The sequence below is a fragment of the Chloroflexota bacterium genome (genome assembly GCA_034717495.1).
Classification (GTDB): domain Bacteria; phylum Chloroflexota; class Anaerolineae; order JAAEKA01; family JAAEKA01; genus JAYELL01.
Map to the genome: position 1 here is coordinate 40,174 of JAYELL010000002.1, position 18,588 is coordinate 58,761.

At 55.9% G+C, this 18,588-nt stretch carries 17 protein-coding genes; 9 read left to right on the plus strand and 8 right to left on the minus strand.

Features of this window, described 5'->3' with window-relative positions; genetic code table 11:
- Nucleotides 1-18: 18 nt before the first annotated feature.
- From U9R25_01425 to U9R25_01450, 6 genes are all read right to left on the minus strand, one after another.
- The gene (locus U9R25_01425; protein MEA3334539.1) at nt 19-1,572 is read right to left on the minus strand and encodes a hypothetical protein; all 1,554 of its coding nucleotides are present in this window, start codon (nt 1,570-1,572) and stop codon (nt 19-21) included.
- Entirely contained in the window at nt 1,569-2,651 is a 1,083-nt protein-coding gene (locus tag U9R25_01430; GenBank protein ID MEA3334540.1) for a cytochrome b/b6 domain-containing protein, read from the minus strand. Before U9R25_01430 ends, U9R25_01425 begins: the two co-directional genes overlap by 4 nt.
- Nucleotides 2,648-3,772, minus strand: a complete 1,125-nt coding sequence (locus tag U9R25_01435; protein MEA3334541.1) for a cytochrome c3 family protein — start codon at nt 3,770-3,772, stop codon at nt 2,648-2,650. The genes U9R25_01430 and U9R25_01435 overlap by 4 nt, the downstream gene beginning before the upstream one ends.
- Nucleotides 3,769-4,869, minus strand: coding sequence for a hypothetical protein (locus U9R25_01440; protein ID MEA3334542.1), 1,101 nt, complete (start codon nt 4,867-4,869; stop codon nt 3,769-3,771). The genes U9R25_01435 and U9R25_01440 overlap by 4 nt, the downstream gene beginning before the upstream one ends.
- A gap of 18 nt (nt 4,870-4,887) precedes the next feature.
- On the minus strand, nt 4,888-5,229 hold the full coding sequence (locus U9R25_01445; protein ID MEA3334543.1) for a hypothetical protein: 342 nt from the start codon (nt 5,227-5,229) through the stop codon (nt 4,888-4,890).
- 91 nt (nt 5,230-5,320) lie between these two features.
- Nucleotides 5,321-7,375: a rhodanese-like domain-containing protein gene (locus U9R25_01450; protein ID MEA3334544.1), complete on the minus strand. Its 2,055-nt coding sequence runs from the start codon at nt 7,373-7,375 to the stop codon at nt 5,321-5,323.
- 268 nt (nt 7,376-7,643) lie between these two features.
- On the opposite strand from U9R25_01450, the gene U9R25_01455 reads away from it, so the two are divergent.
- The 3 genes from U9R25_01455 (at nt 7,644) to U9R25_01465 (ending at nt 10,455) form a co-directional block, all read left to right on the plus strand.
- Nucleotides 7,644-8,627 carry a LysR substrate-binding domain-containing protein gene (locus tag U9R25_01455; protein MEA3334545.1) on the plus strand — a complete coding sequence of 328 codons (984 nt, stop codon included), beginning with the start codon at nt 7,644-7,646 and terminating at the stop codon, nt 8,625-8,627.
- A gap of 80 nt (nt 8,628-8,707) precedes the next feature.
- Entirely contained in the window at nt 8,708-9,256 is a 549-nt protein-coding gene (locus U9R25_01460; GenBank protein MEA3334546.1) for a DeoR family transcriptional regulator, read from the plus strand.
- A 365-nt stretch (nt 9,257-9,621) separates the two neighbouring features.
- Nucleotides 9,622-10,455 (plus strand): metallophosphoesterase family protein, encoded by an 834-nt coding sequence (locus tag U9R25_01465; GenBank protein ID MEA3334547.1) that lies wholly within the window; start codon nt 9,622-9,624, stop codon nt 10,453-10,455.
- A 78-nt stretch (nt 10,456-10,533) separates the two neighbouring features.
- Here U9R25_01465 and U9R25_01470 read toward each other — a convergent pair whose 3' ends face one another.
- Complete coding sequence (locus U9R25_01470) at nt 10,534-11,217, minus strand: hypothetical protein (GenBank protein MEA3334548.1); 684 nt, start codon at nt 11,215-11,217, stop codon at nt 10,534-10,536.
- Between the two features lie 533 nt (nt 11,218-11,750).
- Between U9R25_01470 and U9R25_01475 the strand changes: the two genes are divergently transcribed.
- Together U9R25_01475 and U9R25_01480 are read left to right on the plus strand one after the other, a co-directional pair.
- Entirely contained in the window at nt 11,751-13,658 is a 1,908-nt protein-coding gene (locus tag U9R25_01475) for a peptide ABC transporter substrate-binding protein (GenBank protein ID MEA3334549.1), read from the plus strand.
- Between the two features lie 343 nt (nt 13,659-14,001).
- Nucleotides 14,002-15,180 (plus strand): M20 family metallopeptidase, encoded by a 1,179-nt coding sequence (locus U9R25_01480; protein ID MEA3334550.1) that lies wholly within the window; start codon nt 14,002-14,004, stop codon nt 15,178-15,180.
- Between the two features lie 93 nt (nt 15,181-15,273).
- On the opposite strand, the gene U9R25_01485 is transcribed toward U9R25_01480, so the two are convergent.
- Nucleotides 15,274-16,290, minus strand: a complete 1,017-nt coding sequence (locus tag U9R25_01485; GenBank protein MEA3334551.1) for an integron integrase — start codon at nt 16,288-16,290, stop codon at nt 15,274-15,276.
- A 316-nt stretch (nt 16,291-16,606) separates the two neighbouring features.
- On the opposite strand from U9R25_01485, the gene U9R25_01490 reads away from it, so the two are divergent.
- The 4 genes from U9R25_01490 to U9R25_01505 all read left to right on the plus strand — a co-directional run bounded on the left by U9R25_01490 (nt 16,607) and on the right by U9R25_01505 (nt 18,405).
- Nucleotides 16,607-17,230: a hypothetical protein gene (locus U9R25_01490; protein MEA3334552.1), complete on the plus strand. Its 624-nt coding sequence runs from the start codon at nt 16,607-16,609 to the stop codon at nt 17,228-17,230.
- A gap of 296 nt (nt 17,231-17,526) precedes the next feature.
- Complete coding sequence (locus tag U9R25_01495; protein MEA3334553.1) at nt 17,527-17,844, plus strand: hypothetical protein; 318 nt, start codon at nt 17,527-17,529, stop codon at nt 17,842-17,844.
- Nucleotides 17,845-18,085: 241 nt separating this feature from the next.
- Nucleotides 18,086-18,256 carry a hypothetical protein gene (locus U9R25_01500; protein MEA3334554.1) on the plus strand — a complete coding sequence of 57 codons (171 nt, stop codon included), beginning with the start codon at nt 18,086-18,088 and terminating at the stop codon, nt 18,254-18,256.
- A gap of 2 nt (nt 18,257-18,258) precedes the next feature.
- On the plus strand, nt 18,259-18,405 hold the full coding sequence (locus U9R25_01505) for a hypothetical protein (GenBank protein ID MEA3334555.1): 147 nt from the start codon (nt 18,259-18,261) through the stop codon (nt 18,403-18,405).
- The last annotated feature ends 183 nt before the right edge of the window (nt 18,406-18,588 follow it).

The following is an 18,588-nucleotide window of genomic DNA, read 5'->3' on the forward strand; positions in this document are numbered from 1 at the left end:
ACGTGGGTGTGTTTTCGTCTATGCGCCAGTTTTAGTCTTGGATGGGGGGCGCTGGCGCGAAAGCCAGAACCCTACCCCGCCCAAGATTGCGATGACAGCCAGAGCTGCCAGCCACGGGTTAAAGGAAATCCTCATTCCTTCGGAAGAGCCCGCTTCCACCTCACCACTGAGGACTACCGGTGTCGGCAAGGGCACAGGCTCGGGTACGACAACATTCATCTTGAGAGGTTGTCGGACGCCGGCATCGGCCGAGCTAAGCGAGGTAAACAAGGTAACCTCGTCGGCAGTGTAGCCAAGCGCCTCGAAGTCCATCACACCATCGGCCACGTGGCAGTCGGGGCAACTAAGGGCCGCATCACCTCCCGCAGTGCCATGGCTGATCTGGATATAAGTGGTGAGTTCCTTGGGTTCCCAGGACCCACTGTAGTCCATGTCGGACTGCTCGGCACCGACGAGAATCGCCTTTTCAAGATCACCCTCTGTGAAGAAGGGATCCAACTTCAAGGGAATCGGTATGCCAGAATCTGCGTCTACTGGTACGATACCTGTGTATTCCTTAAAGGGTTGAATACGAGAGTTTTCGTCGGCGCGATCGCCGGGCCAGGGTTCGTCCGGTTTTGCCATACCGCCGTCAAACCAGCGGAAAACTACCGGCACCGAATTTGGGGGTTGCACATCGCTGACAGGCGAAAAAAGTTCGGTAATCGGGTCAAAATCTGGTTCGGCTGTCCAATCACGATGGATCAGACCTCCGGTGCTCTGCACGTGGCAGGCGCGACAGTCCAGACGAAGGTGATTGTTCAGGATCGGATCCCCATGGGGAGTGCTGGTATGACAGGTATCGCATAAAAGACGATCATCGGGCAGATCGCGGCTGAAAAGCGTCGGTCCGAACCCGGTAACCTTGTGGTTCTCTGATTCATGGCAGTCCACACAATCGAAACCGGCATCGGCATGATAGTCGCCGACGCTGGTTTCGCCGTGCCTGTCAGCTACGGGAGCGAAGTCGACGCCACGTATTATCAAGGGGCCACCCTCGACATTCTGGTGGCACAGCAGACAGTTCTGAGAAGGTGGCCGCTGTGCCTGACGGGCGCTCATCAAGGTCTGATCCTGTGTCAGCTTCCAGTTGCCTTCATCGTCCCTCTCCGGGAACCGCAGACTGGTGTCGTAGGTAGGAGAATGGCAGATCAGACAGTCGATCCCAGCCTTCTCCGCGGCGGTCACCTCATCGGGTGGCATGGGTAAACTGCCATCGCCGATATGACAGCGACCACAACCTCCAGGAATGTTCAGCTCCGAATTGAGGATTCCCAACCAGTTGATCCGCGCGATGGTAGCCGGGATGGGACTGTAGTGATCCATTTTTTCTTCCCACGTGTAGTGGACGGTGTGGATCACGTCGTCGGTAATGCCGGCATGACACATCTCACAGGTTTCTGGCCCGTTATACTCTTCGATGTATTTGTGAGGTTCCGGTGCCTGCGCCAGCCCCGAACAGGGTAACAACAATGCGAGCGCCACTGCGGCGATTACCAGATACAGGATATGGGAACGTGTTGCGACCCTCATTGTTCACCTCCCCCGGCCTGGTGACAGGAGAGACATTGATCGTTGGTTCGTCCCTTATGATCGATCGGCGCCGGCGCGATCAGACCATCCGGGTCGTGACAGAGCAGGCAGTCGCTGTGTTCCGGTCCGACATCATGGGAGCTGATGGTAACTGGCGCCGGGGTCGGCTGTGGAATCACGGCAGGCGCTTCCGGTGGTGCCGGTCGCTGCGATGCCAGTTCCAGTGTCGGAAGTGGCACAGGCTTATACGCCTCTTCCTCGGCGGCAATCCGCGGTACTGTGGAGATCGCCGTCGTCTCATCGGTTAGAAACCACCAGGTTGCCAGAAACGATCCGATGATGAAGAGGGTGGCAATAGGAGTGTAGATGACCAATCGCCGCCAGCGGGTTTCTGCGTCTGGTGGCTGCCGAACCTCACCAGCCAGGCGTTTTTCCAGCTCGGCGCTGTGTTCCTCCTTCATGGCCTCTTCGTCGAGGTACCCTGTGAAGATGCTCTTGTTGAACCGGGAGATATGCACGAAGTAGGCATGCCAGGTAAGGATGGTAAGAATTGCCAGTATCGCCTCAAGTCCATGCGCAATCTTTGCGGCCGGTACAACCTCACCGGAAAGATACTTGGTCGTCGTGATGGGATTCCACAACACGTAGCCGGTGACAGTCATCAGGGCTGTACCCCAGATCACACCCCAATACTCCAGTTTTTCCATGAAGTTGTAGCGGGCGTAATCGGGATGTTTCTCGGAGATGTCCAGGTTATACTTGATCGCGTCTACGAAGTCGGTGAAGTCTTTCAGGGTCGGGAACATGTCGAGCTCAACGCGCATCACAAAGACGCGATAGCCGACCTGAACAATATGGGCAATGGAAACCAGGATGAGCACTACAGCCGATATATGGTGTATCGTGCGCACCTGCTCAATGCCGCCCATGAAACGGATCATGCTCACAGCCCAGCCAGAATCCGCGTATTTCTGTGGAACGCCTGTCAAGCCAAGAACGGTAAAGGACAACAGCAACAGAAGGTGAAGTATCCTGTCCGACTTGATGAAGCGAAGGTATTGTCTGCCTTGATCACTCATGACTCCGCTCCTTTTCGCTCCGCCCGTCGAACTCGAATCCGCTTCTGTGCATCAATTACGATGTACAGGATGAAGAACCCAAGTAACGCCGGTATCAGGATGCGATAAAACCAGGTGACGGCAGTGACAAGGGGAAAGGTTTCCCAGTTCGGCCAGTAGTGGCCCAGCCAGCTTTCTGCAAAGTTGGTATTGGCATCAGGGTGGCATTCCCGACAGGTCTCGACCAGGTTTTCCTGGAGGCCCATGGCAGCTTCAGGATCATCGAGGCTGGCAATGGCGTGGGTGCCATGACAATCTGTACAGACAGCCTTATTGGTCGGTTGGTCCGGAGAGATCTTGTCGAACAACATAACCGTGGTGCCATGAAAGTCAGCCACGTATGTCTCGAAGACCTGGGTTGAGATATCGTGCCGCTCCATCATTTCCTCGTCAGCATGACAGGTGCCACACATCTCCGGCGATTGAAGTCGGAATTCCAGTGAGCGGGGGTCGGTCGCCGTGTGGGCAGGATGGCAAGAGATACATGATGGCGCATCGGGATCTCCTGCTTCCAGCGCTTCGCCATGCACGCTGCCCATGAATTTGTGATGAATGACGCTGTGGCATTTCAGACACATGTCCGATGAGGCGGTTGGCGGAATATCATCGTGCTTTTCGCTGCTGATGGGTTGAATATTGTGGCTGCCATGGCAGTCCGCGCAGACAGCCGCCTCTCGCACACCGGAAGCAGCCACCCGGGCATGAACACTGTCTACCTGCTTCAGTGCCTCATCGGAATGGCAGTTGGCGCAGCTCTGGCTGTAGTGAATCGTGAGGTCGCGTCGATCCTGGATCACGATCTCACCATGGGGATAGCCTTCGATGTCCGTGTGACATTCCTGGCAGCCAAGGCCCGTATGCACGGAACCCTCCAACTCAGCGCCATCCACCGTCACAGGCAATATGTGCCCCGAGGCCAGCTCCATTTCGAGCCCTTCCTGCTGGTGGCAAACCAGACAGTCCTCATTGCTCTGAGGCGTGGCCTCCTGGGCATTCACAGTAGCAGCCGGAAGCATCACGACGGCCGCCAATACCAATGCTGCTGTCGATACCAGCAACAGGAGTTTCCAGCGGTTCGTCACTCTGACACCTCCGTTCGGGCAGCGGGGATATCGGTGACAATCACGTCCCGGTTGGCTTGCAGCTCTTCGTCGATCACATCAGATTCCATGAGGAAGAGATCATCCTGGCCGTGACAGTTGTTGCAGCTCTCATTTTGAGGGGTGATGCGCTGCATGTTGTGAGGCGTCGTGTACTTCCACGTGGGAACCTCATCGAATTCTGGCAGCAACCCCTCGCCGTAGAAATCAAAGATCTCGCTGGTGGCCGGCACATGTCGCACCAGAACCCAATCCCATGGGCGGTCTTCGCTCTGAATCGGATTGTGTCCGATCTTGAAGGTCATTTCCGATTCGTCGGTGGTGAAGTATGGAATGTCCTGCTCATCCCGCCCGGTATGGCAATTGTAGCAGGACTTATACTCGCCCGCCGCATGGCATACCTGGCAGGACACGGTGTTGTTATGAATGGCGTGCTGCAGATTGCCATCGCCGGGCTCGATATTTTCATGACAGCCTGCCTGGGTACAGGATGGCTTTGGTGCGCCTTCGTAACGCGTGCCGTGGCTAATGTTATGATATTCATCCATGGTGTGACACTTGGTGCAGGGCATGCCGGCCTGTTTCCAATGGGCGCTGGCGGGGATACCCTCATGTTTGCCCTTGTATTCATCGGCGATACGTGCACCATGGCAGCCACCACAGGTCAGATTGACGTTGGCAACCCGTTTCACCTTATGGCCGGAGATCAGGCCACCATCCAACGCAGATGGACGACTGATATGACAATCCCCACAATCGGCATGACAGGAGGTACAATGGGTTGTGTAGGCAGTTGCCATCTCCGGAATCGTAAAGTCTGCCCCGCGATCTTTCAGCACCTCTTGATAACCGTGCTGCATGCGGTGCTGGCTGTCGCGAACCTGTTCCACAACCCCAACATGGCAGCTGCCGCAGGGTTCATCCGGGCTGGCGCTTACCTTGGCGACCAGGCCGTCGTGGGCCTCGTCCTTGTTCAGCGTCTCCGATTGGCCGCCGTGGCAGGCGATACATCCCGGCTCGCTATGGATATCTTCCTCGAGGAACTCCTGGCTGACCAGAACCTTTTCCCATACCTCCAACGGAGGTAATTCTCCCGCTCAGCCTTCACCTGAAGCCAGCTCGGAAACCACCTCGATGGGTTCCTCCGCTAACTGCTGCAGCAGTTCCTTGTTGGTGTGACACGCCACGCAATTGTCGGACGCCGGCGCATCGGCCACCAGGGCCAGCTGTACGGGTTGTTCCTCGTCCACTGTCTCCCCGGCCGGTGATTGGCTCGTGTCTTTAGCGGGGACAGTGGTCAATTCGAGAGAACTGCCCGTGGACCGGCTCGCCAGCGCCTGTGACATCGGCGCCGATTGAACCAGCAGGGCCACAAGGGTCACAACCATCAGACCCAATACAATCCACAGCCAGATGGGGCGAAATCTTGCTTGTTTCAAGGGCTGGCTCCTTACCCGAAAGCGGGAAACGCCTGTCTCGCATCGTGATCGATGCGAGACAGGCAGAGTCGGTGTCGTTTAGCAACAGTCGTTAAGAACCAGACTCCGTCGGATAGCCCTGGACGTGGACACCAGGGTTGAAGCGTTTGACAAACACCTCAGGATCATCGGTCCAGCCGCTCATGCCATGCAGCAGCGAACTGGCATCGTATCCTAACGCATTCAACGCCGACGTAACCTGGCTGGCTGTCTGGCCGGTATAGCAGGCAACCACGATTTCCCGGTCGGTGGGCAGCGAATCAAGCACGTCTGGCTGGAACAACTCTTTGGGGCTGTACCAGACAGCGCCGTCGATGTGGCCCTTGTCGTAGTCCTCTTGCGAGCGGACCGAGATGATATAGGGATCGTTGTCGGTGTCGCCATCATTGAGATTCTCAAAGAGAGCCTCTGCCGATGTATACCTTGGCCCACCGCCGTCGAAGTAGGCATCACCCGCCGGTGCAGGCTCGGCTGCCAGCGGTGAAGCAAGATCGAAGGTGCCCTCGGCTTCAAAGGGCTCGGTAACCGTTGCATATCCCATTGGCGTGGCGTCGGGATTAAAGCGTTTGTTGTAGACCTCGGGATCGTCGCTCCAGCTGCTCATTCCAAACAGCAGATTCTTGGCGTCCAGGCCGGCCGTGTTCAACTGAGAAGTAACGTGGCTGGCAGTCTGGCCGGTGTAGCAGTAAACCACGATTTCCTGATCGGCAGGCAACGCTGCCAGAGTTTCAGGATTGAGAACATCTTTGGGGCTCATGTTGACGGCACCAGCGATATGGCCCTTGGCGTAGTCGTCGGGACTGCGCACAGAGATGATGTAGGGGTCATTGCCTTCATCGCCGTCGTTGAGATTCTCGAACAACGCCTCGGCAGTAATGTTCTTGGTACCCTGGCTGAAGTAATCCACCGCAGCCACCTGAACCGCGTTGTCGGCCATTCCTGTTTCCGTGGCCTTGTCCCCGTCGGTTTCCAGTGGGTAGTCAGGCGAGGTTGCAGGATCATAACGCCCGGTCGCCAACACCTCATCGTCTTGCGTCCAGCCCATCATACCATACTTCATGTTGACGGTGTCATAACCCAGCACACCGAGCACCGTGTTGGCCAACTGGCCGGTGTGACCGGTATAGCAGTAGGTCACGATCGGCTTGTCAGAGGGCAGCTTGGCAAGATTCGCCGGATCAGCGATGGTCTTCCAGGGAATGTTGATCGCACCGGGAATGTGACCCAGGGCGTAGTGATCGGGCCCGCGCACCGACACGATCACCGGATCGTTGTCGGGATCGCCGTCGTTCAGGTTCTCAAACACAGCATCCGCAGTGATCACCGGTTTCATGCCCTCGGCATTCAGATAGGCATCCACCGCAGCTCGCACCACGTCGTCGGGCATATCGGTTTCGATGGCCAGTTCGGGGAAGTCATAGGTCTCGGTCGCCTCGTTGGGCTCCGTCTCCAACGGATAATCGGGCGAGGTTGCCGGATCGTAGCGCTTGGTGGCCAGCACCTCATCGTCCTGCGTCCAGCCCATCATGCCGAATTTCAGGTTTATGGTATCATAGCCCAGCAGGTTGAGTGCCGTCGCCGCCGCCTGGCCCGTGTGGCCGGTATAGCAGTAGGTCACGATTGGCCGGTCGGTGGGCAGCTTGGCCAGGCTCTCCGGCTTGGCGATGTTCTTCCAGGGAATATTGATCGCGCCAGGAATGTGACCCAAAGCGTAGTGGTCGGGCGAGCGCACTGACACAACAAAGGGATCGTTGTCGGGATCGCCGTCGTTCAGGTTCTCGAAGAGGGCATCCGCCGTCATCACCGGCTTGGCGTCCGATGTCACATAGGCCTCGGCGGCAGCCTGGACTGCCTCAAATGCACCTGCCTCAGGTTCCGGTTCTGGTTCGGGAGTAGCCGTCGGTGGCACCGGGGTTGCCGTCGGTGGCACCGGAGTTGCAGTTGGCGGTACCGGGGTGTTTGTCGGTGGCACCGGGGTGTTTGTCGGTGGCACCGGCGTGTTGGTGGGCGGCACAGCTGTGGCCTCAGGTTCAGATGAACCTCCACACCCTGCCAGAACAATGAGCAGCAGGACCAGCAGTCCTACTAACAAACGGTGACGAGTCATTATCTCCTCCTGATCATCGAAAGTTCAACGGAAGCTCCGACATGCTGTTGCACTCGAAGGATTGCCGTCTTCGGATTGGAAATCATGGGCATAAGCTGCCAGACATGCGAAAAGATCGCGTGTCCACACACCCACGTACTTCTGATAATACCCGATCTCTAATAAAAGTTTTATGACATAGATCATGTATTTATATTGGATTTTCTGATATACTCTAATTCGAGATGATGATCATAGAGTCAAATGGGTAAGAAGGGACAGGTCCCCCATGCTAAATCTGGAAAGCCTGCGAGTATTCGTGATGGCAGCAGAAACCGAGAACTTGACGCGAGTGGCCCGCCAGTTGAACATGAGTCAACCCAGTGTAAGCCAGCACGTGCAGTCGCTGGAACGACACCTGGGAATCGAGCTTTTCGTTCGCCATGGTCGCCGGATTAAACTCAGCCCGGTCGGGCAGACACTTCTGCCGTTATCGAAAGATCTGTTGCGTTCCAGCAAACAACTGGAGGAGGCAGCCCTTGCCCTGACCGGCGAAGTCTCCGGTCACCTGACCATCGGCTGCTCAACTTCCTCCGGAAAATACGTGCTGCCCCACCTTCTGGCCCGTTACAGAGAGGAGTTCCCTTTGGTTCGGGGCACAGTGAAAGTCGGCCACAGATCCCGAGTCATCGAGTGGCTGCTGGCTGGCGAAGTTGACCTGGCCGTGACCAGCGAACGCGTCAATCGAGGCGGACTCCACCATCGTCTCTTCTTCGAGGATGAGATCGTTCTGGTCGTGCCAGGCAATCACGAATGGGCCGATCGGGAATCCATCAATCCCAACGAGCTGTACCACGAACGATTCATCCTGCGGGAACCAGACTCAGGAACACACTCTGCCCTGGTGGAGGGCTTGGATCAAGCAGGCATAGACATCGAACGGATGGAATGTGTACTCGTCCTCGACAACTCGGAAGCCATCATCATGACGGTCGAGGAAGGGTTTGGGCTTGGGTTCGTTTCCAAAGTCACAGCGGAGCGCGGCGTCGCCTGGGGCAGTATCAAGGCCCTTGCACTGAAGGGAATCAGTATGAAACGCTGGCTGCACATGGTCGACAATGACAGAACTCCCCATTCGCCGGCGCTCAATGCCTTCACGATGTTCGTCGATGGACTGGAGGGGGCAGCCTCCAGCGTGCGCACCGGACGGCTGACAGTTCTGCCCGACCCGCCGCCCTCCCATACCGTGGTTGCGCCTGCCTGCACAGACTGATCATCCATCAGAACTTGACATGCTTTTCCTGTTATGTCATAACATGACCAATTCTGTTGTGTTTCACAAGGACGGACGAAATGATGCCAACTGACCGACACCGTTATATTTTGAAGCAGCTCTCAGACCAGAACACGGTGCGCATCGAAGACCTGGCTGAACAACTGGGCGTGTCTGGCATGACCATCCATCGAGATCTGAAGCGGTTGGACCAGGCTGGCCAACTGAAAAAGGTTCGAGGCGGCGCCATCCTGCCCGACGAAACAACCCGCAGTGACGAAGACTGTGTGACCTGTCTTGGCACCTCAACCGGGCGCATCCGCGTACTAATCGAGTTCAACGATGGGACCCGGCGGCGGGCCTGTTGTCCTCATTGTGGGCTTTTGGCCTATGCCCGATCATCCGAACAGGTACGAACATTCCTTGCGACCGATTACCTGTTTGATCGGACTTTCAATGGCAAAAGGGGCAGTTATCTGATCAGCCCGTCGATCACGCTATGCTGCACCCCAACAGTACTTGTATTCGAAAGCAAAAAAGATGCCATACGCTTCCAACGCGGCTTCGGCGGGCAGGTCATGGATTTCGGCCCAGCGGCGCACTATGTCCAAGATGACCTGAGAATCTAGCCAATGGTCAGTGGTCACAGTTGGCGGGGACGCCTCGCCGAAGGACTTGCATTCGCATCGGCATATTGGTGTACTGGCGTCTCGCATCGCTTACCTCTCCGGGGTGGTTCCCAGCGGTGCTTCGCATCCACTCCACTGGCCCTGCGGGACTCAGGAAAGTACCTTTCGAGTCAGATTCTTGCACACTGGGCAAGGAAATTATCCGCGAACCTAACGACGGCGTACCGCAGACCTGTCCTGAGCGTAGCCGAAGGATCAACGCTGATGAACGCAGATAATCGCAGATCCATCATAAAAAGATCTGCGATTATCTGCGCCGAAGGTCTGCGTAATCAGCGTTCCTCTGGCCTGTCCAGGTTAGGAATATGAAGCTAGCCGTATTATCCGATATTCACGCCAACCTGCGTGCGCTTGAAAGAGTCCTCGAGGATATCGACTGCTGGAAACCAGACGCGGTGGTAGTTGCGGGAGATGTGGTAAATCGCGGTCCGCAGCCACTGGCATGCCTCCAGCTGATCCTGGAACGACAGGCTCGCGATGGGTGGCATCTGGTTCGAGGTAACCATGAGGATTACGTCATTGCCCAATCGAAACCAGATTCGCCTCGCAGCGGACCATTAGGGGAGATCTTTCGCAGTTCACTTTGGACATATCGCCAGTTGAATTGCGACGTGCAAGCATTGGAGGCAATGCCCTTTCAACAGAGTCTGCCAACGCCAAATGGACATGAGGTTCGAATCACGCATGCCTCCACGCGCGGCAACCGGGATGGCATTTATCCCACGACCGACGACATTTCACTTCGCAAGCAGATCGGGCGTCCAGTGGTTCCCCTGTTTGTGGTTGGCCACACCCACTGGCCGTTGGTGCGTCAGGTAGACGAGACCCTGGTGGTGAATGTGGGTGCCGCCGGTTTACCATTCGACGGCGATCAGCGGGTCAGCTATGGTCAGATGACATGGCACATGAATGGCTGGCAGGCCAGGATCGTTCGGCTGGAGTATAACCTTCAGCTGGCCGAACGTGACTTTTTCGATACTGGTTTTCTCGAGGATGGTGGCCCCCTGGCCCGGCTCATGAGAATTGAACTCCTGGAAGCCAGGTCTCAGCTCTACCAGTGGGCAGTTGCTTATCAGGATGCCGTAATGGCGGGCGAGCTCACCCTTGCCGAGTCGGTGGAGCGGGTCCTTGCTCAATAGAGCCGGCGAAAAAGAAAAACTCGACCGCCGGCGGGTCGAGCATTCATCATCTTGGAAAAAGCGAGCACCTGAAGGATTTCATTCCTCCCCAGGCCGTCGCAACACTCGGCGCATGACCTGCGTGCCACCCCTGGCCGACTCTGTGGTGACAACCCAGGTTGCTTCCGCGCCAGCATCGGCCACTTCCCTCACGCCCTCGATGGTGCCATGAGCTGCGCCTTTCACACCGCCGGCCACGGCACCGACTGCCATTGACGTTCCACCCAGAGCTCCGAAAGCCGCTTCCGCGGTAGCATCAAAAACCTCCTGGGCGAATTCCTTGCTGGTGGCCTTGGCCTGGACGGCGCCCTTTTCCTCATCTTCCAGCGCTACCAGAAATGCCTCGGTCATCTTGCCGGCAGCCCTGCCAGAACTGCGAAGGATGCTGCGGGTTGCTTCGCCGAAGGACTCGCCACCGATCGTTAACGCCATCAAGAGACCCTCGGCTGTGCCCTTGAAAGCACCTGCCCAGGCACCTGAGGACCGCGCGCCGCCGACAACAGATGTTGTGAGGGCATCGCCAAGGGCCTTAGCCAGATCATCAGATGCCTCAACCGCCTTATCGGAAAGGCGTTCCGACTCGGCCGCAGCCATGCTGGCGGAACCATCAGCTGTCGCAACAGCGCCACTTGCTGTCATCCCGGCTATCTGCCCGACCTGTTGGAGCCGTTGCGCTACGGAGCTTGTTCCCTCAAACGTCTTCGCTTCGTTTTCCTCACTCATTATCCATCCTCCGGCTCTCGCGGGGAAAGCACTGTGCTCACGCATTCTCCCCACTCGATCGTGGGTTCAGAAGCAACGGGCAATCACCATTGGCAATCCCACCGGTAACCACGGTCGGCGAAATCCAACTGGTTGTCATACTGGGCCATTATAGCCCAGCCAACATGGGTTGACAAGGTTTGTTGCCCCGGAAAAACCGTGGGGGCTTCCTGTTCGCGGTTCTTCCAACATTGAACCTTAAACGATGGCTCATGGTGTTATGAACGGATGGTGCTTGCAGCACCATCCCCCTGGCCAGGGACATTCGAATCTTCCACAGACGCTGGTTCCATCTTCGTGACCGGCGCGATGTGGCATGTTTATCGAGGAGGTGTCCCGCCCAATGAGCCCCTGCAATCGCACCATGAAGTTTGGCAGGCTTCCATAGTTCCAGGTAGATAGGGCGATACTGGGCCTGTCTGCAAGGCTGGTCATTCCCCATTTGCCTGCTTATCCCAAACAAGAACGATACCTGATAATATGGAGGAGAAACCATGTCCGGTAAACGATGGGCCATATTGCTTGGCCTGCTGATCATCTCCAGTTTGATCCTGACAGCCTGTCCAGCCCCAGAAGCAGAGGTCGTCACCGTAAAGGAAACGGTCGTAGTAACCGAAGAAGTGACCGTCGTCGAAACAGTCGTGGTAACCGAGGAGAAGATCGTCACCGAAGAAAAGATCGTCGAGGTCACGCCGACTCCAGATGCCAGCATGGAGAAGACCACCATGCAGTGGAATCTCGGCTCGGAACCTCCGACGTTGGATCCCTCGCTGGCCACCGACAATATCTCAGTTGACCTGGACGAGAACCTCTTTCTGGGTTTGACCGGCTTCGACGAAGGGGGCATCATCGAGCCGGAACTGGCCACCGAATGGAGCATCTCCGACGATGGCTTGACCTGGATCTTCAACATGAGGGATGATGGCTTATGGATCAACTTCAAGCCCAGCACCGGCATCACGGAACAAGGCCCTGTGACTGCCCACGATATCGTCTACGGCGTGAAGCGTACCTGTAACCCAAATACGGGATCGTCCTACGCTTATGTAGACTATATCATCGCCGGTTGCCAGGAACTGAACACGGCCGATGTGGAAGGCCTGGGTGAAGAGGAACTACAGGCATTGCTCGACGGTGTCGGCGTCGAGGCTCTTGACGATTACACGATTCAATTTACGTTGAACACACCGGCTCCCTACTTCCCGGCCATCGCCGGCATGTGGGTCAACCGCCCCATGCCCCAGGCCACCATCGAGGAATTCGGTGAGAAGTGGACCGAGGCGGGCAACATCGTCACCAACGGCCCCTACATGCTCAACGAGTGGTTCCACAGTGACAGCATGACGCTGGAAAAGAACCCCACCTGGTACGGCTGGAGCGACGGCACCGCGCCCGGCAACATCGACAAAGTCGAATTGTTCATGATCCAGGAGGCCTCCACCGCCTTCGCGATGTACGAGGCGGGCGAGATGGATACCGTTCCCGTGCCACTGCCTGACATGGATCGTGTCAAAACCGATCCTGTCCTGAGCGAAGAACTCTACATTGCGCCTGGAGTTTGCACCTACTACTACGGCTTCGTCAACACCAAACCCCCGATGGACGACGTGCTGGTGCGCAAGGCCCTCTCCGCCGCCATCGATCGCAAGACCCTGGTGGAGTTCGTGACCAAGGGTGGCCAGATTCCTGCCAACACCTTCGCTCTCTCCAACATCTTCGGCAACGCGGCCGAGGATCCCGACATTGCCCCGTGGGCGCTGTCGGAGGAGCAGGGTGGCTGGGGCTACGACAAGGGCCTTGAACAGGCCAAGGCGTGGCTGGCTGAAGCGGGCTACCCCGACGGTGAAGGTTTCCCGACCATCTCCATCATGCACAACACCTCCGAGGGGCATGCTGCCATCGCCCAGGCCATTCAGGCCATGTGGAAGGATGGCCTGGGAATCGACGTATCGGTCGAGAACCAGGAGTGGCGGGTGTTCCTGGATACCATCAAGAAGGAGTCGCCCATCGAGGAGGTGCCCCACGTCTTCCGCATGGGCTGGTGCGCCGACTACCCCGATCAGAACAACTGGGTCCACGAGGTATTCAACACCGAGGCTGGCTCCAATCGCCTGCGCTGGGACGAGAGCGCCAATGCGCCACTTGCCCCCAATGGCATGAGTTTCAACGAGCTGACTGTAGCTGCCCAGCGCAGCACCGATCCGGAAGAACGCAAGGCACTGTATAAGGAAGCTGAAATGATCCTCAGCGAAACTGCTGCTGCCTACACACCCATCTACTATTATACCACCGTTCAGGTAACCAAACCATACCTGGACCGAACCTACTACAACCTGGGCGGCAACCGCTTCGAGACCTTCGTGATGGACTGGGAAGGCAAGAAGGACGCAACTGGCATGTAAACCACGGGTGTAGTCGCGTTCACTAATTGCTCTGTTAGCCAGGAGAGTGAACTTGTCATTGTGAGGCCCGGGACCAGGCACCTGGAACACCATGGGTCTCGCCTGGGCCAAAGCAATCTCTCGCGAAGTCTATGTCAACTGAGCAGTCGGCCGGTCCGCGGATATCGAGATCCGCGGACCGGTTTCTTTCTGTTTGACATCCGCTCGCGCGTCGGTATACTCATCCTCAACAGGCGGGCGACGGACGACGGGCCGCAGTCGTTGGTCTGCGGTCCGCCGTCCCCTGTCCGCAGGCAAACGACCACCTGTCAAACGGCGTCCACTACCTACCCTGGAACGAGACATGCCTTCCCATGCCATGATGACCTGGCTCGATAGCCAGCTTCCCCGCTTCCTGGATGATCTTAGAACATTTACGGCGATCGACTCCGGCACCTACAATCCGGATGGCGTCAACACCATTGGCTCGTTGATGGCCCGCAGGCTCACAGCGCTCGGCTGCACCATCAACCGGTACCCATGCCGGGATCAACGTTTGGGGGATAGTGTCATCGGTACCTTGCGCGGGACTGGCAGGGCACGGATCTTGCTTTCAGGTCACATGGATACGGTCTATCCTCAAGGAACGGCCGCCAGCCGCCCCCTGGTGATCGAGGAGGGTCAGGCAATTGGACCGGGTACTTGCGACATGAAAGGGGGATTGCTGGCGGGCCTATATGCCCTGGAAGCACTGCAACTCGAAGGCTTCAGCAACTTCGCCGAGATCATATTCTTCTGCAACAGCGATGAAGAAATCAATTCCCCCTGCTCGGAACCAGGCTATCTGCCTCTGGTGCGAATGGCGGATGCAGCGCTGGTCCTGGAGGCGGGCTGGCCTATGGCGCCTCTGCCGTACGGTGCGCTTACAGTGGCGCGTAAGGCAGGAGGACGATTCCGGTTGCAAATCACGGGAATCGAGGCCCACGCGGGTTCCGAATTTGAGCGGGGAGCCAGTGCAACTCTGGCACTGGCAAGGAAAATCGATGACCTGGCCCGTTTGACGGGCCGGTGGCCCGGAGTCACGGTCAATGTGGGCGTGATTCACGGCGGCGTAACCCACAACACGGTGGCCGGTAACGCCTATGCAGAAGTCGACGTGCGGGTTGGCAGGGCCGAGGACGTGCCGGAGGTCGAACAGGCCATTCGCGCCATTGCAGAGCGCTGCGATGTCGGCGGCACCCAGGGACAACTGGAGGGGGCTTTCATGATGCCGGCAATGGAACCTGTCGCCAGTGCCTGGCTGGCTGCCCTGGCCCACCGGGAAGCAGCAGCATTGGGCTTTTCGTTATCGGAATTCGTGTCCGGTGGCACATCAGATGCCAGCTATATGGCAGCAGCCGGAGCGCCTGTATTGGATGGCCTGGGCCCGGTTGGCGCCAAGGACCACAGCCCTGCGGAATACCTGCTCGTCGACAGCATCGTCCCGCGCACTGCGTTGCTGGCACGACTGATCATGGCGATCGCGCGGGAAACGCAGCATTGATGCCCTCATTTTTTCCAATCTGCGCAACATGATGCGATTTCCCGAAGGTGTCACGGTGTTCGTGGAGGACATCACCAGCGACCGTTGGTGTAGCTACACCCGTTGGGACACCTTGGTCCTGCACGCTGAGTGAGACCCTGGGGCCCAGGTATCCAGCGGACTCCTTACAGCCAGGCCGCCCCGGTTGAGCACATGGGTGTAGATCATGGTGGTTTTCACATCCTTGTGGCCGAGGAGTTCCTGTACAGTGCGAATGTCGTAGCCCTCTTCGAGAAGATGAGTGGCAAAGCTGTGACGGAAAGTGTGGCAGGAAATGCGTTTCGTTATGCCGGTCTGGCTGGCAGCGCGCTTAACGGCTTTCTGCAAAGTGCTCGGGCTCTGGTGCCAGCGCCGAGTCACCCCACTGCGGGGATCCATGGACAGCTTTGCAGAGGGAAACACATACTGCCAAATCCATTCCCGGCTGGCGTTACGATGCTTGCGCTCAAAGGCGTAAGGCATATGGACAGATCCGTAGCCTTGTGCGAGATCACAGTCGTGGAGGCGTTTGACACGCGGCAGGTGTTCTCGCAGTGGCACGACGAGGCTGTCGGGCAGCATGGTGATGCGATCCTTCGCGCCTTTGCCGTCCCGCACGATGATCTGGTGCCGGGCAAAGTCCAGGTCCTTGGTGCGGAGCCGCAGGGTTTCCATGAGGCGTAAGCCGCTTCCGTAGAGTAGCTGGGCCTGGATCTGCTGAATACCGGACATGTAGCCGATCACGAGGTGCACCTCTTCCCGCGTGAGCACGGTTGGTAAACGTCTGGGCTTGCGAGCGCGTACTGCCTGGATCGGGAAACCGGGATCGATATCCAGGACCTCTCGATAGAGAAACAGTAATGCACTGTAGGCCTGGTTCTGGGTTGAGGCTTTCACGTTGCGCTCCACGGCCAGGTGGGTGAGAAAGGCCTCGATCTCCGGCCTTCCCATGTCGCGGGGATGGCGCTTGTTGTGGAAGAGGATGAAGCGCTTGATCCATTGGACGTAGGTCTTCTCCGTGCTGTAGGCATAGTGTTTGAGCCGGATGAGATCCCTGACCTGATCCAGGAGTCGTCGAGGCTGGCCTGACATAAAGTTCCCCCTTATTTGAGATGGTTTGGCGCCCGAGGTTGGTTGTGCTAGAATCGAGAAAGCGCCAAAAGTATACTCGGATTACCGGAGTTGGGCAAGCCTGCTTGTACAGGAGTAGCAGTGTCAGAACGGGGTGGTCTGCATAATACCGGGAGTGGGATGGATATGCGGACGTTCTTCCAAATATGCGCCTGGATCCGGGTATTACATAGAAGATTTTCTGCATATGGTGGAGACTCGGGTATTATCTGCCATCTAATCCACAGAATCACACCGATAGCTGCCTAAGCGCAAATAAAAAAGTGAGGATAAAGTGATGTCTGTTTTATCAAAATTAGCATCCATGCAAGACCGAAGAGATGAAGAGCCGAACAAGGAATTGGCCAGAGAACTTGTTCGGACGAAAAATACTGAAGGCATCCAAGAAATCGCAGAAAATCTCTGGAGCAAGGACAAGAAAATTCAAAGTGACTGCGATGGAGTCATGGAAGAAATCGGCCGTAACGATCCTGAATTGATAGAAGAATACGTATTCGATTTTTTGAAATTACTATCAGACAAACGAAATCGTCGAGTATGGCAGTCAATGATCTGCTTATCCTTGATAGCAGAACAAAAAGCACAAGAAATATTTGAGAATAGGGAATACATCATTGAAGCGGTGGAAAAAGGTTCAGTCATAACACAAGATAATGGCATAAGAACATTGGCGAAAGTTGCTTCGGTAGAAGACGAATACAATCAGGCGATATTTCCATATTTGATAGAAAAACTAAAAACTTGTCGCTCCAAGAGTGTGGCGCAATATGCGGAGAGTATTTTTTGTGCGGTAAAATTGGAAAATCAGGAAGAATACATCGGCGTATTGAACAAACGATTAGGAGTATTATCGTCTTCGCAGCAGAGAAGGGTAAAGAAAATCTTGCGGCAATTGGAATGACGTTGAGATTTGCAAGGTTTGACGGTAATGTACCTTAATCGAGCAAAGTCGGAAAATGCAATAGGCAGGCAGGTCAGAAAATCAGGATAACGACCGGGCGGCAGCTAACCCAAATTGCAGGCGACTCGGCTTCGCCTCAAGGTAAGCAGCGCGATTTTTAGGTATTTGGTTATGAGCAAAGTCGCGTCAGGGTCAAAAACGCCGAGCGCCTGAATAACACGTTATGCGCCATAAAACTTTATTGGGCTGGAGAATCCTTTTACGATTGTCTATCATGTAAGTCAGAGATGGTGACTATGAGGGAAGCTTCATTCTGGAACGATTTCATTTCAAAGAGTATGACGCTCTATGCAAATTTAATCTTCGTTGTGCTATGGGTCGGGTTAGTCGTCGCGCTGATCATGAATCATGAGTGGCTCGACGAGATCTGGATCTGGACTCAGGCTTTGCCTACGGTGCCAAAGATTATCGTCTGGGTGCTGTTTCTACCGATCATGGTAGCGCTATGGATTTGGGAGTCTTCTTGGCCGGCAGTTGGTCGTCTTTTGGGATTTGCCGGTATCGTCGCCTGGACTTTCCTTGCTGTGAACAGCATATTTAAACACTTTCGGTAGATATGCTCTGACGTAATATGCTCCAAGCCGATTTCACCCCAATTAGTCCTTTTGTCAAAGCGTGATCTATAGGCTAGAAATAAGATATCCCATTCACACGCCCAGAAATGGCGGCTAACGTCTCGCTGGAGCGGATCACGCACGAGGAGCGTAAAATCGGTAGGGTAGTCTTGGGGGCCGCTCAGCTCAAAACCGTTAGCCGTCCTATTTGTATCAATTCATAGTTGTTAGGAGGTTTTCTATGCCCAAGTACCTTTTCTATGGTTCGTATACGCCAGAAGGTTATAAAGGGCTTATGGAAGAGGGTGGCTCAAAAAGAATTGAGGCAGCAAAACAGGCCTTGGGAAGTGTTGGTGGATCACTTGAGGTCTTTTTTTTTCCTTCGGTGAAAACGACTTCTATATCATTGTAGATTTGCCTGACAATGTAACCACAACAGCCGTAACTCTCGCTGGCAACATCACTGGAACTTTTAGCATTAATGGTGTTGCTCTTCTTACTCCTGAAGAGCTTGATGATGCGATTAAGATGAGTGTTGACTTTCGTCCACCCGGCGAATAGGGCACAAGCTCTGCCCGACTGTTGATTAATATCACATTGGGATGTTTGAAAGGTCGGCTATCCATTCGCTGGAAGCGACCTGGGATGCGGCGCGATTTGCTATGAAAGTTGTATGATGGAGGTTCTAGAAAAGCCTGAGACGGACCGAACCCAGGCGCCTCACCCTGTGTGCCGAGATCAGAT

Excerpts from the sequence above, each read along its gene's own strand:
- U9R25_01425 (MEA3334539.1), bottom strand. The coding sequence starts at position 1,572 with ATGAGGGTCGCAACACGTTCCCATATCCTGTATCTGGTAATCGCCGCA.
- U9R25_01430 (MEA3334540.1), bottom strand. The coding sequence starts at position 2,651 with ATGAGTGATCAAGGCAGACAATACCTTCGCTTCATCAAGTCGGACAGG.
- U9R25_01450 (MEA3334544.1), bottom strand. The coding sequence starts at position 7,375 with ATGACTCGTCACCGTTTGTTAGTAGGACTGCTGGTCCTGCTGCTCATT.
- U9R25_01455 (MEA3334545.1), top strand. The coding sequence starts at position 7,644 with ATGCTAAATCTGGAAAGCCTGCGAGTATTCGTGATGGCAGCAGAAACC.
- U9R25_01460 (MEA3334546.1), top strand. The coding sequence starts at position 8,708 with ATGATGCCAACTGACCGACACCGTTATATTTTGAAGCAGCTCTCAGAC.
- U9R25_01465 (MEA3334547.1), top strand. The coding sequence starts at position 9,622 with ATGAAGCTAGCCGTATTATCCGATATTCACGCCAACCTGCGTGCGCTT.
- U9R25_01470 (MEA3334548.1), bottom strand. The coding sequence starts at position 11,217 with ATGAGTGAGGAAAACGAAGCGAAGACGTTTGAGGGAACAAGCTCCGTA.
- U9R25_01475 (MEA3334549.1), top strand. The coding sequence starts at position 11,751 with ATGTCCGGTAAACGATGGGCCATATTGCTTGGCCTGCTGATCATCTCC.
- U9R25_01480 (MEA3334550.1), top strand. The coding sequence starts at position 14,002 with ATGCCTTCCCATGCCATGATGACCTGGCTCGATAGCCAGCTTCCCCGC.
- U9R25_01485 (MEA3334551.1), bottom strand. The coding sequence starts at position 16,290 with ATGTCAGGCCAGCCTCGACGACTCCTGGATCAGGTCAGGGATCTCATC.
- U9R25_01490 (MEA3334552.1), top strand. The coding sequence starts at position 16,607 with ATGTCTGTTTTATCAAAATTAGCATCCATGCAAGACCGAAGAGATGAA.
- U9R25_01495 (MEA3334553.1), top strand. The coding sequence starts at position 17,527 with ATGAGGGAAGCTTCATTCTGGAACGATTTCATTTCAAAGAGTATGACG.
- U9R25_01500 (MEA3334554.1), top strand. The coding sequence starts at position 18,086 with ATGCCCAAGTACCTTTTCTATGGTTCGTATACGCCAGAAGGTTATAAA.